This window comes from Arsenicicoccus cauae, assembly GCF_009707125.1.
Classification (GTDB): Bacteria; Actinomycetota; Actinomycetes; order Actinomycetales; family Dermatophilaceae; genus Arsenicicoccus; species Arsenicicoccus cauae.
Map to the genome: position 1 here is coordinate 26,256 of NZ_WLVL01000044.1, position 15,423 is coordinate 41,678.

12 protein-coding genes are annotated in these 15,423 nt (G+C 66.3%); 11 read left to right on the forward strand and 1 reads right to left on the reverse strand.

The genetic code is table 11. The features are described from left to right. Positions 1 to 107 precede the first annotated feature (107 nt). Positions 108 to 1,190, forward strand: a complete 1,083-nt coding sequence (locus GGG17_RS14330) for a helix-turn-helix domain-containing protein (RefSeq protein WP_154594386.1) — start codon at positions 108 to 110, stop codon at positions 1,188 to 1,190. After that, positions 1,183 to 1,995: a hypothetical protein gene (locus tag GGG17_RS14335; protein ID WP_289032629.1), complete on the forward strand. Its 813-nt coding sequence runs from the start codon at positions 1,183 to 1,185 to the stop codon at positions 1,993 to 1,995. The genes GGG17_RS14330 and GGG17_RS14335 overlap by 8 nt, the downstream gene beginning before the upstream one ends. Here the strand turns inward: GGG17_RS14335 and GGG17_RS14340 are convergent. Then, positions 1,992 to 3,233, reverse strand: a complete 1,242-nt coding sequence (locus GGG17_RS14340) for a DUF6880 family protein (protein WP_289032631.1) — start codon at positions 3,231 to 3,233, stop codon at positions 1,992 to 1,994. The two genes, GGG17_RS14335 and GGG17_RS14340, sit on opposite strands and share 4 nt — an antisense overlap. On the opposite strand from GGG17_RS14340, the gene GGG17_RS16080 reads away from it, so the two are divergent. The 9 genes from GGG17_RS16080 to GGG17_RS14380 all read left to right on the forward strand — a co-directional run bounded on the left by GGG17_RS16080 (position 3,226) and on the right by GGG17_RS14380 (position 15,302). Next, on the forward strand, positions 3,226 to 3,375 hold the full coding sequence (locus GGG17_RS16080) for a hypothetical protein (protein ID WP_195849244.1): 150 nt from the start codon (positions 3,226 to 3,228) through the stop codon (positions 3,373 to 3,375). The genes GGG17_RS14340 and GGG17_RS16080 overlap by 8 nt on opposite strands. Positions 3,376 to 3,475: 100 nt before the next feature. After that, the gene (mobF, locus tag GGG17_RS14345) at positions 3,476 to 6,895 is read left to right on the forward strand and encodes a MobF family relaxase (RefSeq protein ID WP_289032633.1); all 3,420 of its coding nucleotides are present in this window, start codon (positions 3,476 to 3,478) and stop codon (positions 6,893 to 6,895) included. Between the two features lie 44 nt (positions 6,896 to 6,939). After that, entirely contained in the window at positions 6,940 to 8,214 is a 1,275-nt protein-coding gene (locus GGG17_RS14350) for an ApeA N-terminal domain 1-containing protein (protein ID WP_154594387.1), read from the forward strand. Between the two features lie 72 nt (positions 8,215 to 8,286). Continuing rightward, on the forward strand, positions 8,287 to 9,855 hold the full coding sequence (locus GGG17_RS14355) for a type I restriction-modification system subunit M (protein WP_289032636.1): 1,569 nt from the start codon (positions 8,287 to 8,289) through the stop codon (positions 9,853 to 9,855). Then, a complete protein-coding gene (locus tag GGG17_RS14360; protein WP_154594388.1) occupies positions 9,852 to 10,766 on the forward strand; it encodes a restriction endonuclease in 915 nt (304 codons plus the stop codon). The genes GGG17_RS14355 and GGG17_RS14360 overlap by 4 nt, the downstream gene beginning before the upstream one ends. Then, positions 10,763 to 11,710, forward strand: a complete 948-nt coding sequence (locus GGG17_RS14365) for a type I restriction endonuclease subunit R, EcoR124 family (RefSeq protein WP_154594389.1) — start codon at positions 10,763 to 10,765, stop codon at positions 11,708 to 11,710. The genes GGG17_RS14360 and GGG17_RS14365 overlap by 4 nt, the downstream gene beginning before the upstream one ends. A 160-nt stretch (positions 11,711 to 11,870) precedes the next feature. Continuing rightward, complete coding sequence (locus GGG17_RS14370) at positions 11,871 to 13,463, forward strand: hypothetical protein (RefSeq protein WP_230083040.1); 1,593 nt, start codon at positions 11,871 to 11,873, stop codon at positions 13,461 to 13,463. Next, positions 13,460 to 14,167 (forward strand): hypothetical protein, encoded by a 708-nt coding sequence (locus GGG17_RS14375; protein WP_154594390.1) that lies wholly within the window; start codon positions 13,460 to 13,462, stop codon positions 14,165 to 14,167. Before GGG17_RS14370 ends, GGG17_RS14375 begins: the two co-directional genes overlap by 4 nt. A 37-nt stretch (positions 14,168 to 14,204) precedes the next feature. Then, positions 14,205 to 15,302, forward strand: a complete 1,098-nt coding sequence (locus GGG17_RS14380; protein ID WP_154594391.1) for a phospholipase D-like domain-containing protein — start codon at positions 14,205 to 14,207, stop codon at positions 15,300 to 15,302. Positions 15,303 to 15,423: the final 121 nt, after the last annotated feature.

The window sequence follows — 15,423 nt, forward strand, 5'->3', positions numbered from 1 at the left end:
CTGTCGGCGGAGTGGGCGGTTTTCCCGAACGTCCTGCTACGCTGTTCAGGTAAATCGGGTATTCCGCCGCCGGCGGAACAAGTCCAATACCTGAACGGAGGCCCAGCGTGACGACCAGCGATGCGCCTACGGCCGCCGAGGTAGCGCGAATCGTCGCAGCCTCGGTGCGTGAGCGTCTGCCGCTCAACTGGAAGACAGTCGAGGCGCTTGAGCCAGACCGAGGATCGGTGCGTCCGGATCTGGAGATCGACGTCGAAGCTCCAGATGGTCGCACAGCTCGGTTGGTGGTCGAGATCAAGCAGGTCCTGGAGCGTCGCGACGTTGGTCGGGTCGCCGACCAATCCCGCAGCATGACGACGAGCCCTACCGACGTTCCGGTCGTCGCAGCGAGATACCTCACCGCATCGGTGCGAGAAGCGCTAACGGAGCAGGGGCTCTCGTACGTGGACGCCACCGGGAACATCCGCGTCGTCATCGATGCACCCGCGGTGTTTATCTCGGAACGTGGTGAGGACCGTGATCCTTGGCGCAAGGGCCGACCTCGCGGCACGCTGAAGGGAGAGCCCGCAGCGCGAGTCACTCGCGCGTTGCTGGACTACCGCCGCGACTGGAGCGTGCGCGAACTAGTGGCTGCCTCCGGCTCTTCCACTGGCGCCGCCTACCGCGTGTTGGAGTACCTTGAGCGCGAGGGCCTTGTCGTCAAAGATCCCACCCGTTACCGGGTAACCGACTGGGAGCGACTGCTGCGTGCATGGAGCGCTGATGCCGCGTTCCAGACGACGACTCGCACCATGGCATTCATCGAGCCTCGCGGCGTCGAGTCTTTCGTCCGAAAGCTGGCGGAGGACTCGACGTTCCCTGTTGCCGTCACGGGCTCGATGGCTGCGAGAGAGTGGGCGACCTACGCCCCGGCCAAAGCCGCTTATGTTTACGTCTCGTCCATCCAGGAGGCCTCCGAGCAGTGGGGGCTCCGGCCCAACGCCGCCGCCCCGAACGTCATCCTGCTGGAACCCAAGACCGTCGGTGACGTGCCGTTCGTCAATACCGTTCGCTCTCAGGCGGGCTATCCGGTTGCCGCGCCGCCGCAGGTGGCAGCCGACCTGCTCAACGGACCGGGTCGCGAACCCGCGGAAGGCGACTACCTGATCGAGTGGATGAAGGCCAACGAAGAACGGTGGCGCCGTGACTGACGAAGTGACGCTGGCGCGGATGGGGCTGCTCGACGCGCTGGAGGCGTTGGAGCTGCACCTCGACGCGCTCGTCGTTATTGGGGCGCAGGCCGTCTACCTCCACACGGGTGCGACGGAGATTGCCCTGGCCGAGTTCACCACAGATGGCGATGTCGCGGTGGACCCCGACCTGCTGAGCTCCGACCCGCTGGTCGAGGACGCCATGAATGCCGCCGGTTTCACGCCGGATCCGCGGCAGAGCGCGGTCGGATCGTGGATTTCCCCGCGCGGAGTGCCCGTCGATTTGATGGTGCCCGAAGCCGTTGCCGGAGCCGGGCGCCGAGGAGTTCGCGTGCCTCCGCACGACTCGAAGTCGATGCGGAGGGCCCGTGGCATCGAGGCAGCGTTGATCGACAACTCCAAGATGGTCATCCGGGCTCTCGATCGTGTCGTCGACCCTCGGGAGTTCGAGGTCGCCGTGGCTGGTCCCGCCGCGCTGCTGGTGGCCAAGCTGCACAAGATCCACGACCGGATCGACTCGGCGTCGAGGCGCGACAACAAGGACGCGCACGACGTCTACCGTTTGCTGCGGGCTGTTGAGACGCAAGTGTTCGTTGCAGCGATCGGGCGCCTTCTGCGTGAAAGCCTTAGCGCGGACGTAACACGCGAGGCGGTCGCCCAACTCGGCGAGCTCTTCGGCCATGGCGCAGCTGCCCGCGGGTCCCTCATGGCCGGCGCGGCTGAGGAGTTGGTCGGTGACCCAACTGCTGTGTCAGAGAGTGTGGCGCTGCTAGCACAGGACCTCCTTGCGGCCCTGGAACCCTAAAGCCCCATTGCGCCTGGAAGTCCGGCGCGGTCGAACTCTTGCTGCAGGCGGGGGCGGCGACGGTGGGTATCGCGAAGATCCGCGATCAACCCGTCAACATCGCCCGCAAGCTCCGATCCGTCAGCGAGCTTGCGCATCCTCGCGAGTCGTCTGGCTGCCAGTCGGTAGTGCTGCGCGCCGGCTTCGACCAGCTCGTTCTCGACGAGCCGCTGGTGGATCGGCAGGGTCGCGAGCGGGTCGACCTTCTCGTAGGCCTTCACCAGCTCGCTCCACGTGTGGTCGCTGTCGAGCGCCAACGAGTGGGCGAGGTTCCACGCGAACGCCGGCTCCTTCAGGGTGAGGAGCGCGAACAGGACCGCGTCAGGGGGATTCGCCGCCAGAGTCGTTACCACCTCGTCGCGATAGTCCGGCCAGGACTTGCCCGCCGCCTCGTGCAACCGGGCCGCCGAGGTCGACGAGGGCCACTTGCGGAACACCGCGAGGCGCGCGTCGAGAGCTTCGGCTGGTCGATGCGCCTCCAAGAGCCCGCACCAGTAGTCCGCCGCCTTGAGCGACTGGTGCCCGCGGTCGAAGTCGGTCGCCTGCTTCGCCCAATCGATGGCGAGGTCGATCTCGCCGATCTCCTCGAACGCCTCCGCGGTGTCCTCCAGCCATGCCGCGACCTTCCGATCCTTGGCGTGGGTGCGGATGATCGCGTTGATGTCGTGGTCGAGGACGGCGAGCCGCTGAGCGTTCCAGTCCAGGGTGAACCACTCGTGGGAGTGGCCGGAGTTCCACCGATCGGCCGGCCGCGGGCCGAGCTTTGCCTCCACCTCCGCCAGCCGCTTCCGGTACGACGCCATACCGACCTCGCCGAGGGCCGGCGCGTACGCCACCGGGTCTAGCTCGAAGTAGTCGACCTCGTCGTCGTCAAACTGGAACTTCATCATCCAGTCGATCAGCTTCCCGAGCGGCGTCCTGGCCGCGGCAGCGGCCCGCGGGTGCAGCTCCAACAGCCGACGGCAAGCGTCCCCGATGATGCCCGCGGAATCGTCCGCACGCGCGATCACCTTCAGTGACGACGCGAGCGCCTTGTGCGTGACGGAGTAGATCTCGGCCGGGTCGGTCGTGGGGATCGCGGACTCGAGCATGTCGACCGCCTCGTGCATGTCTCGGCCGTGCGCGTTGGCGGCGCTGTACCGGTAGAGGTCGGACCGAGTGCGGATCAACGGGAGTACGGCGTCGGCCAGGGTGCTCACGCCCACCATTCTCTCGTCCGCCCGTTCTCCACCCTCGGCCTCCCGCATCTTCATGCTCAACCTCGTCCTGCTCGTCTCCTTCCTCATCGTCTTCTTCCTGACTCCCATGACCTCCGCCCGTCCCGTTCCGGCCGCCTCCTGATTCCTTCCACGCTTCTTGCAACCGAGGTTGCCCGCCCGGGATGACCGACAGTCGCGGCGGTCCCGCCCGCACACCCACCTCCTGAATGGAGGTGGTCGCGGTGACCGTCACGATCAAGTCGATGCACGCCGGCCAAGGGGTCGATTACCTGCTGCGCACGGTTGCGGTCGGCGACGGCGACAGGTCCTTGCGCGACCCGCTGACGCGCTACTACGCCGAAGAGGGCACCCCGCCCGGTTACTGGCTTGGCTCCGGTGTCGCCAGCCTCGACAGTGAACTCAAGGTCGGCGACGAGGTCGCCGAGGAGCACCTCCGGCGACTCATCGGGCACGGCCAGCACCCCGTCACGGGTGAGCAACTCGGCTCCCGATTCCGCACCTTCGCCCAGCCCAAAGCGGGCAAGCGCAAGCACGCGGTGGCCGGGTTCGACATGACGTTCTCGATCCCGAAGTCGGCCAGCATCCTGTGGGTGGTCGCCGACGCAGGGACGCAGGCGATCATCGCCGACGCCCACCACCGCGCCGTCGAGGAGGCACTCGACTTCGTCGAGCGCGAGATCGTCGCCACCCGGGCCGGTGCCAGTGGACCGGGTGGATCGGTCGTGCATCTCGACACCACTGGCGTCGTTGCGACCGCGTTCGACCACTACGACTCCCGCGCCAACGACCCGCACCTGCACACCCACGTCGTCATCTCCAACAAGGTCAAAACCGTCCGCGACGGCAAGTGGCGCACACTCGACGGCACCCCGCTGCACCACTGGACCGTCGCCGTGTCCGAACTGCACGAGGCGATCTTCAGCGACCACCTCACCCGAGCGCTCGGCGTCGACTGGGAACGCCGAGCCCGCGGCCGAGACCGCAACCCCGCCTGGGAGATCGCCGGCGTACGGCACCAGCTCGTCGCGGCGTTCTCACAACGCTCGCGGGACATCGACGCGGCGACCGAGGCTGCGATCGAGGAGTACGTCGCCCAGCACGGCCGCCAGCCGAAGCGGTCGACCGTCAACAAGCTGCGCCAGACCGCCAACCTGACGACCCGGCCGCCGAAACACCGCCACTCACTCGCTGACCTGACCGCCGGGTGGCGCCGCCGGGCGACGGACCTGCTCGGAGAGGACGCGACGACCTGGGCGCGGAACACCCTCACCAACACCCCGCAGCGCCTGCTCCGTGCGGACGACATCCCCCTCGACCTCATCGAGGAGGTCGGCCGCTCCGTCGTGATCGCGGTCGGCGAGAAGCGATCGACGTGGCGGCGCGCCAACCTGTACGCCGAGACCGCTCGCCAGACCCTCGGCTGGCGATTCGCCTCCGCCCGCGACCGGGAAGCCATCACCGGGCTGATCGTCGAGGCCGCCGAGCAGGGATCCATGCGCCTCACACCGCCCGATCTGGCGACGACCCCCGCCGCCTTCACCCGCAACGACGGCACCAGCGAGTTCCGGCCCAAGCACTCCACGGTCTTCTCCGCTGAACACCTCCTCGCGGCCGAGGACCGACTCCTGAAACGAGCTGACGCGATCACCGCCCCGACCGTGGACATCGAGATCGTCGACGCGATCACCGAACAGCCGGTCAAGGGCCATCGCCTCAGCCCCGAACAGGCCCAGGCCATCGCGACGGTCGCCGTCTCCGGGCGGAACCTTGACCTCCTCGTCGGTCCGGCCGGAGCAGGCAAGACCACCGCTCTGCGCGCACTCAAGCAGGCATGGACGCACCAGCACGGACGAAACGGCGTGGTCGGACTCGCCCCGAGCGCCGCGGCCGCCGCCGTGCTCGCCGAGGAACTGGGCATCGGCACGGAGAACACCGCGAAGTGGCTGTACGAGCACCAGCAGGGTCACGCCCACTTCAGCCGCGGTCAGCTCGTCATCATCGACGAAGCCAGCCTCGCCGGCACGCTCACGCTCGATCGGATCACCGCCCACGCCGACCAGGCCGGCGCGAAGGTGCTTCTGGTCGGAGACTGGGCGCAACTCCAGTCGGTCGAAGCGGGCGGCGCGTTCGGGATGCTCGTCGAGGCCAGGGACGACGCCCCGGAACTCGTCGACATCCACCGCTTCACGAACGAGTGGGAGAAGCTCGCCAGCCTCGACCTCCGCCACGGGCGAGCCGAGATCATCGACACCTACATCGACCACGGGCGAGTCGACGACGGCACGGGCGAGTCCATGACCGAGACCGCGTACGCCGCCTGGAAGCACGACATCGACCACGGGCGAGCCAGCATCCTGATCGCCGACAACAGCGGCACTGTTCGCGACCTCAACATCCGTGCTCAAACCGAGCGCGGCGCCGGCCACGGGCGAGCTGTCACCCTGATCGACGGCACCAACGCAACCACGGGCGACTGGATCATCACCCGCAAGAACGATCGCCGCCTGCGCACCCTGCGCAACGGCTGGGTCCGCAACGGCGACCGCTGGACCGTCAAAGACGTACGCCCCGACGGCTCACTCGTCGTACGCCGCCAGGACCGCCACAGCGGCGCAGTCGTCCTCCCGGCCGCCTACGTCGCCGAGCACGTCGACCTCGGCTACGCCATCACCGCCCACCGTGCTCAAGGCATCACCGTCGACACCTCGCGCGTGGTCGTCACTGAGTCTACGACGAGGGAGAACCTGTACGTTGCGATGACCCGCGGCCGCGAGCACAACCACGCCCACGTCATCACGGGTAACACCGACGACAACCACGGCACACCTGATGAACAGGACGCCGCGACGGCCCGCGAGGTGCTGACCGGCGTACTCGCCAACGTCGGCGCCGAACTCTCGGCGACGCAGACGATCGAGGCCGAGCAGGAAGCCTGGGGAGGGACCCGGCAGCTGGCCGCCGAGCTGGAAACCCTCGCCGCGGCCGCCCAACGGGACCGCTGGGCACGCCTGCTCGCCAGGTGCGGCCTCACCGAAGAACAGCGCTACGACATCCTCGCCTCGGACGCCTACGGCACCTTCGCAGCCGAACTCCGCCGAGCCGAGGCGAACGGCCATGACGTCAACCGCATCCTGCCGGTGGCGGTGAACCGGTACGGACTCGGCGATGCCGACGACGTCGCCGCCGTCCTACGGCACCGGCTCCGGCTCGCCACCACTGATGCAGGTAGCCGCCAAAGCCGACGGCCAGCACGACTGATCGCCGGCCTCATCCCCGAGCCCATCGGCCCGATGGCGCCGGACGTGCGCAAGGCGATCGACGAGCGGAAGGTCCTGATCGAGCAGCGCGCCAAGACCCTCGCCGACACTGCCATCAGGCGTCGCGAGTCCTGGATTCAGCAGATCGGTGACCCCCCGGCTGTCGACCGCGCGGATTGGATGCGAAATGTCGTCACGATCGCCGCCTACCGGGACCGCTATGGCATCACCAGCCGCGACCCCCTCGGCGGCCAAGCTGTCGATGACAACCAGCGCCTCGACCGTGCCCGCGCAGTCGCTGCACTCAGGTCGGCATCGACAACCGGGCTGCACTCGTTCTCCCAGACCCTGGCATCAGGACCGCCGATCCTGGATCGACCCTGAATGGGACGAGGGGTTCTGACGGTGGCATGCGATTGAGTTGTCGCATGGCACGGAAATTCAACGAAGGACTCGAGAGCGTCGGCCACATCGAGGGCCTGTCTGAGGAGCTGAGCGCCGCCTACCTCAAGCTGGATGCGCGTGGAGCAGTCCTGAGCCTGCCAAGCATTGGGTCGATGGGCGAGCTCTTCCGCAACTTCGTCGACAAGCACGAGGATGATGTGCCGGCGTCGCTGCGCTTTCATGGCACAGCGGGCACCTATGTCCTCGAAGACTGCCGCGGCGCTGGGGGATCTGTATCGAGCCTGGGCACCAGCCTTACGCGTATCCGCTCCCCACGCCTGGTTGAGGCTGGCAGCGGGGCTGTCGGGTACGCCGCCGTCGACGGAATGACCAGCGAGATCGATGGACTCTCCTCCTGCACGGAGCTATCCACCGTCACGCAGACCCTGGAACGCGATCCGGTTGCCGTCGTCCTACGTGCCGAGAACAAGCCCGAGATCCCGCTCGGCGGCAGCCTGAAGGCGACAGTCGAATCGTCGTTCAGCTTCAACCCGAGCCCGAAGGGCAACCTATTCGGGATCACCGACGTCGCGCTGCTCCGGACGCGGTCGGAGGACCTGCTGGCCTACCGCGAGCATGCCGCCGTCCACCACATGGTCCAAGACTTGATGTGTCTGGTCTACGGACGGCCGTGCTTCAGCCGGGCCGCCTCCATCAAGCGCGAGGACGATCAGCCGTACGCCGAGCCGGGCGATGCTCGGCGGACGTGGCGGGAGGTATACGAGCCCAGCTTCGGGCGCTCCGTGGACGGCGCCGAGGCTCTCGACCGAGGTAAGGCGCAGCCGCTCTTTCGGCTGGCGGATGTGGACGCTGCCAAGCTCACAGACTGGATCGACCACTGGGACCTTTGGTCGCGTCCGACCTGGATCGCGGTCACGACGATGTTCCAGCGCGGCACGACGGTCGAGTCGAAGCTCCTGCAGATCGGAGTCGCGCTAGAGGCGCTCGGCTACGCCCTCTGGCAGGAGAGCGGCCCGACATCGAGTTCGCCGACGCCGAAGTACCCCGAGCTGCTCGAACGAGTTACCGCCGCGGCCGATGTCGAGCACGTCAAGATCCACGGCGAGAGGACGGTCGACCAATGGCGGAAGGACTTCAACGCGGCGTTCAAGGGCTCCAAGCATGCCGATAACCCATTGCCGGACGGCCTTGTCGCCCACCACCTCGCACAGCAGGGAATGAACCTGATCCGAGCATGGCTGGCGACTCGGCTCGGCGTTCCTACGGCCACCATCAAGACGGGCTTCGACCGCGGGTAGAGCCGCGATGCCCACCCGCGCCGACGGCCCGTTCACCAACTTCTGTCGGCCTGACCTGACAGACTTCAGCCCGTGAGCCAGAGGATCAAGGAAGCCGAGCGGGCTGAGCTGCACAAGACCATCTGGCGGATTGCCAACGACCTGCGCGGCAGCGTCGACGGCTGGGACTTCAAGAGCTACGTGCTCGGGATGCTGTTCTACCGCTTCATCTCCGAGAACCTGACGGCCTACCTCAACGAGGCCGAGCGACAGGCCGGGAACCCGGACTTCGACTACCGCCACCTGTCGAACGCGGACGCGGAGTTCGGTCGCGAAGAGACGGTGAAGGAGAAGGGCTTCTACATCCTTCCCCAGGACCTCTTCGCCAACGTTCGGGCGAAGGCACGGCACGACGCGAACCTCAACGAGACGCTGTCTCGCGCGTTCACCAACATCGAGGCCTCCGCCATCGGTTCCGAGTCCGAGGAGGACATCAAGGGGCTGTTCGACGACCTCGACGTCAACAGCTCCAAGCTCGGCCCGACCGTGGCCAAGCGCAACGAGAAGCTCGTCAAGCTGCTCGACGCGATCGGCGACCTGAACTTCGGCAACGGCGGGTTCACCGAGAACACCATCGACGCCTTCGGCGATGCCTACGAGTATCTCATGGGCATATATGCCTCTAGCGCTGGCAAGTCCGGTGGCGAGTACTACACGCCCCAGGAGGTCTCCGAGCTCCTGGCCCGGATCACGGCGGTCGGCAAGACGGAGGTCAACAAGGTTTACGACCCCGCGTGCGGGTCGGGCTCGTTGCTGCTCAAGTTCGCCAAGGTGCTGCCCGGCGGAGTACGTCAGGGCTTCTTCGGTCAGGAGATCAACCTGACCACCTACAACCTGTGCCGGATCAACATGTTCCTGCACGACGTGAACTTCGAGCACTTCGACATCGCCCACGGCGACACGCTGATCGATCCGGCCCACTGGGACGACGAGCCGTTCGAGGCGATCGTCTCCAACCCGCCCTACTCCACGAAGTGGGAGGGCGACGCGAACCCACTGCTGATCAACGACCCGCGCTATGCCCCGGCGGGGGTCCTGGCGCCGAAGGCCGACCTCGCCTTCACGATGCACATGCTGTCGTGGTTGGCCGTCAACGGCACCGCGGCAATCGTCGAGTTCCCCGGCGTGCTCTACCGCGGAGGCGCGGAGCAGAAGATCCGGCAGTACCTCGTCGACAACAACTTCGTGGACACCGTGATCCAGTTGCCGCCCGACTTGTTCTTCGGCACGACGATCGCGACCTGCATCATCGTGCTGAAGAAGTCGAAGTCCGACAACAAGACGCTGTTCATCGACGCCTCGGCCGAGTTCACCCGGCAGGGCAACAAGAACAAGCTCGCCGCCGAGCACCAGCAGAAGATCCTCGATGCGTTCACTGCCCGCGAGGACATCCCGCACTTCGCGACGCTCGTCGACAACGCCGACATCGCAGCCAACAACTACAACATCGCCGTCAGTTCGTACGTCGAGGCGGAGGACACCCGGGTCGCCGTCGACATCACTGAGCTGAACGCCGAGATCGCCCGCATCGTCGCCCGGCAGGCCGAGCTGCGCGCTGAGATCGACGCCATCGTCGCCGACCTGGAGGGGAGCGAATCATGACCATGCCAACCTGGGACCAGTTCATGGTGCCCGTGCTCCAGGTGCTGAACGACGGCGATGAGCGCAGCCTGCGGGCACTCCGCTCCGAGACCGCGGCGTTGGCCGGGCTTGACGAGGGTCAGCTCGCGGAAGCGCTGCCGTCGGGACAGCTGATGGCCGACAACCGCATCGGCTGGGCAGCTTCCTACCTCCACCGCGTCGGGGCACTCGAACGCCCCCGGCGTGGGCACTACGTCGTGGCCGAACTGGGACGAAAGCTTCTCGCCGAGCATCCAACGGGAATCACTGAAGCCGTTCTCAGGACTGTCGCGAAACCTGGTGACGAGTGGTGGGTGGCAAAGCGTGCGACGGGTGTTGCGGGCGATCTGGTCTCCCTGCAGCCGTCCGAACCTGACACGATCGACCCCACTGAGCAGGTCGAGCAAGGCGTTGCCCGGATCCACGAAGACGTGGCCGCTCAGCTCTTGGAACGACTCCTCGACAACGAGCCCGCGTTCTTCGAGCAGGCCGTCGTCAAACTGCTCGTTGCGATGGGCTACGGAGGCGCCGACGGCCGCGCGACCGTCACCAAGCAGTCCGGCGACGAGGGCATCGACGGGATCATCGACCAGGACGCCCTCGGTCTCAACCGGGTCTATATCCAAGCGAAGCGCTACGCCGTCGACCGGACCATCGGACGGCCGGACCTTCAGGCGTTCGTCGGAGCCCTGAGCGGCAAAGCGGATGGTGGTGTGTTCATGACGACTGCTCGCTTCTCCAAGGAGGCGAGCGCGTACGCCGACGGCGTGCCCACGCGCTTGATCCTGATCGACGGAGTCCGCCTGACCAGCCTGATGATCCGATACGGGGTCGGTGTGCAGGTGAAGGAGACCTACCGGGTAGTCGAGATCGACGAGGACTTCTTCGAATGAGCACGATTGACGAGCTGATCGCGGAGCACTGTCCCGCTGGGGTGCCCTTTAAGACCCTGGGCGAGGTCGGGACCTTCGTTAGAGGCAACGGTCTGCAGAAGAAGGACCTCATCGACGATGGGGTTGGAGCCATCCACTACGGCCAGGTGTTCACGGTCTACGGCACTGCGACGACGGAGACCAAGTCGTTCGTTGACCCTGCCTTCGCAACCCGACTCCGCAAGGCAAAGCCAGGGGATCTTGTCATTGCGACGACGAGCGAGAACGACGTTGACGTGTGCAAGGCGGTCGCCTGGCTCGGTGAGTCGGACATCGCCATCAGCGGGGATGCGTTCGTCTACCAGCACTCGCTTGACCCGCTTTACGTGGCGTACTACTTCCAGACCGAGGCATTCCAGGGTCAGAAGCGGAAGTTCATCAGCGGCACCAAGGACGCCGAGAAGGAGTCCATCAACGACGACGTCGTCTTCGAGATCGAGCTCATCAAGCAGGTCGAGGTCAACGTCGACCACATCCTGACCCTCGTCCAGGCGTTCCGCGACTCCATCGGCAACTCCGACCGGGAGATGGATGCCCTCATGCAGATCCGGCGTGCGGTCGACTCCAGCCCGAGCCTGCGCAACAAGAGCGACTTGATCCTCCAGTTCGTCGACTCGGTCTCGATCACAGGGGACACGAGCGAGGACTGGAAGATCTTCGTCGCTACCAAGCGAGACGCGGAACTCGACTCCCTCATCGCCGAGGAGGCTCTCAAGGCTGACGAGACGAAGACGTTCGTCGCCAATGCCTTCCGCGACGGGTCCGTCCCGACGGCGGGCACCGCGATCACCCGGATCCTCCCACCGGCATCACGGTTCTCGCCCGGTGGGGATCACGGAGCCAAGAAGCAGCGGGTGCTCGACAAGCTCTCCGAGTTCTTCAACAGGTACTTCGGGCTGGTGTGACGTGGCTGATCCGAGGAACCAGCGCGAGGGTTGGGGATGGGAGCAGACGGGCCCTGCTTGGGGGGCACGTGCGTTTGCGCCGAAATCGGGTCAGGACCACCTCGGGCTTGGCTCGGTCAGCTCCGACAGGATCCTCCCGGCTCTGTCACCCGGCATCAACGTGCTCACCGTTCACCCGCGCTACTGGTCGTTCTACTCATGGGTGCTCGACGACTTCTGGGCCGCCGATCTGCCGCGAAACCGCGCCAGCTTCGTCAGCTTCTACCGGCCCCGCGAGGCGATCTTCTCGATGGCCTGTCACGTGTGCGATGCCCCCGAACACGTCACCATCGTCGGCAACGTGAACGGCAGCAGGCGAATCAGTCCGAAGGCCAACGACCCGGATTTCGACCCGCAGTTCGACTACATCAAGGAGCCGCTCGGCGGCTACGGGCTCTATTACCGCTCCGCGATGGAACTCACCGGATCGCTGGTGGTGGCGTCGCCGGCCAACGGGTTCCCGGTCGATGCCCCAACCCCGATTGGGCGGTCTCTCGCCGAGGCATATCGGAACGCCGTCGCCGGGACGGAAGTCAGCCGCCTGCTCAGCGAGGGCAAGATCACGGAGCCGGTGTCACGCGAGGCCCTTGTCAAGTTTGCCCGGAAGGGCTGCCTCTGCCAGTTGCGTGCGGCGGAGGCGCATGACCTGCCCCTGTTGCGGGACCTGTTCCTCCACTCAGGGACAGCCGCTGAGGTGGCCTCACGCGGCGAGACCCTGCGCATGCTGCTGGATCTCAGCACGTGCCGACAGGCAGAGGAGCTCTCGCAAGACGACTTCCGGCAGCTCGTCTACTTCCGGCAACTCGACGGCTCCGATTACCGGCCAAGGCCGGAGTTGCTAGACGTGGCTCGTCGCTGGCGCGTGTACCAGGGTCGGGAGTACTTCGCGTACGTCTTCAACCGCCTGCTCCGCTGGGTTTCGCGCCGCGGACTTGCCGCGACCGACGGCGGCCTCACGGTCCTTCCGAAGGCAGAGCTGTGGGCACTCGTCGATGATTCCTTGACCCGCAGCTCGCAGGTAGACGATTTGGGGCTGATCCTTCCAGCGGTAGATGCCAGCACACGCGCGTCTTCCCTGCTTGAGGGTCTCCTCGCCGAAGTCGACGTGTCGCCCGATGCCGACGGCGTCTGGCCGCGCACCGGAGGCCTCGACGAGCACGCGCTGTACACCGCCTGCCGCGAATATGACCAGGACGACGGAGCCACCATGGTGGCACTTCTGGCTCTGGTGCTCCTGCTCCGCGAGCGGTTCGGACTTCCGAGGCGCGCCTTGGAGTACGCCAAGGAGCAGGTCCTCGTCGCAGAGGGAGGGAGTCTCCGCATCGGCATGGCACGGTTCATGCATCAGCTGAACCAGCGCATGCTGCGAGACCTCACGCTCGGTGACCTCGCCCGATGGCTGATCGAGGACTTCGTGATCGTCCAGCACGAGCGAGTGGCCACCGCGAAGCTCCCAGACGACACCTACCGGGTGCGACGCGTTGGAGCTGCCGTCAGGTTCTTCGCCCAAGACTCCCCGGCGGTGTTCAACGACAGCCGCTTCCACGCTCTCAGCACGACCGTGCACGAACTCGGTTGGGTCTCGACGTTCAACGAATCTGACCGTCAACTGACCGGTTCAGGACAGCGCCTCCTGGCCGACGGTGACTTGCCACGGGGGGCCCTCGCCGCTGCGGCGGCAGCCTTCGGCGAACTTGATGCGGAGCGTTCGTGAGCTCGCCGCGCGCAGGCGTTGTCATCCCTGAGCTGCTCCAGGGGCAGTGGACGACGGCCCTGATATGCACCTACGGCGCCGATCTCACGTTCTTCGAGACCAGACTGCTGGGCCAGCTCGCGCAGATCCCACTCCGCATCGTCCTGGCCGACGACGGGCAGTTGGCCGAGACGCTCGCCGAGTCGGCTCGGACCGGGCAGCGGCATCGGCTCGCGAACAAGGCATACGTCGCGGCCCCGGTCCCTCACCCTCAGGCTGCACACGGCAAACTGATCGCGCTGCTCGGGCCTTCCAGCGGGCTCTTGGTAGTCGGCTCGGGCAACCTCGGCTACGAGGGCTACGCGGCCCCCGGTGAGCTCTGGCATGTGTACGCCTACAGCGACGAACGCCCGGAGCACCTGCAGGAGTTCGCCTCGGCACGGTCCCACGTTGACGGGCTGGCTCAACGAGGCCTGCTCGACCCGCCCGTCGTCGAACTGCTGCAAACCGCGTGGGGCCAGTCACCGTGGGTCCCGCCGGCACCTGCCAGCCCTTCGGCGCTGCGGAGCAGCCTCGAAGACCCGATCATTGAGCAACTGCAAGTCGAGGTCGCCGGCCCGGTCGACGAACTCATCGCACACGCCCCGTTCCACGACGCCGACTGCGCAGCGCTGGAGGCGTTGGTCGACCGCTTTCAGCCCAAGCGCCCGCCTCCTGCTCACTGACGCCACGTCTGCGGATCCGGCCTCCATCCAGAGCGTCATGAGGAACGCCCCGGGTCCGGTCATCGAGCGCGTGCAGGTCAAGTCCGAGCCGGGTGCCTACATCCATGCGAAGTGGGTGCATCTGATCCATGGCGACTCGGAGACGTTGCTTTCTGGTTCGGCCAACCTGTCGCGCACCGCACTTCTGCGGTCCGCCGAGAACGGGAACGTCGAGCTCGGCGTCATCACCCACGGTGGGCGGGGAGCCTTTGACTCGCTGTATGCCCACCTAGAGCGAAGCGAGATCGACGATCCAGCGTCGCTCAAGATCAGCTATCAGGGCGTGCCGCCCGGCGAGACGGTCGACGGGCAGCACCCGGTTCTGTTGTGGAGCACACTCAAGGGCGCCCGGCTGACGTTGGCCTTCGACCGACCGATCGCCGACGGAACCGCCATCCTGATCGAGGACCACACCGGCAGCCCGTTGGAGTGGACGGCCAAAGAAGTCGACGGCCTGCAGGTCCGACTGGTTCTCACCAAGGACTCGGCGGAGCGACTGGCCGAGGGCGGCCGGATCCAGGTCATGCTCGACGGTGACGACAGCCAGATCAATCACTCGTGGCCGTATCACGTAGCCCAGCTGCGCGGGCGGCTCGACAAAGTTGGCCAACGAGACCGGCTCCAACACATCGGTGACCTTCCGGAGCAAGATGCAGAGCTTTACGAACTGCTCCAGGAGTTGGACGCGACGCTCATCATCGACCGCGCATCCGTCTGGCGGATCGCGAAAGGCAATGAGCCGACCCCGGTCGCTGCCGACAACGAAGGGGAGCCGTCGATCAGGCTCGAAGACCTCGACTGGACCCGCGTCCGCCGCGATCACCGCTATGGCGGGTACTTCGGCCGCAGCGGCGGACCCGGCATTGCGCCGACGGATATCCAGGTGATCCTGGCTGCGATAGCCGGTCGGCTCGGGGACATTGGCATGGACGTTGGCGATCCGTCCGAAGACGAGGATGAGCTCGCCCGCGAAGGCGACACCACGACCTCCTACGGCGACGACGAGCGCGAAGACGAGCTCGAAGATGAGCTGCTGAGGCGTCGTCTTCCGGTCAGCACTCGCACACGGATGGCGTTCGACCGATTCTCCCGATAGAGCCCCGTTGAGTGGTGGGCTTTGAGGTGATGCTCGTTGCCTACCGGTCGCTCTTTTCGAGGGCGACGGTCTCAGTATCGCGGGTTGGGTAGAGCTTGGCCATGGAGCCTTCGGAGAGGTA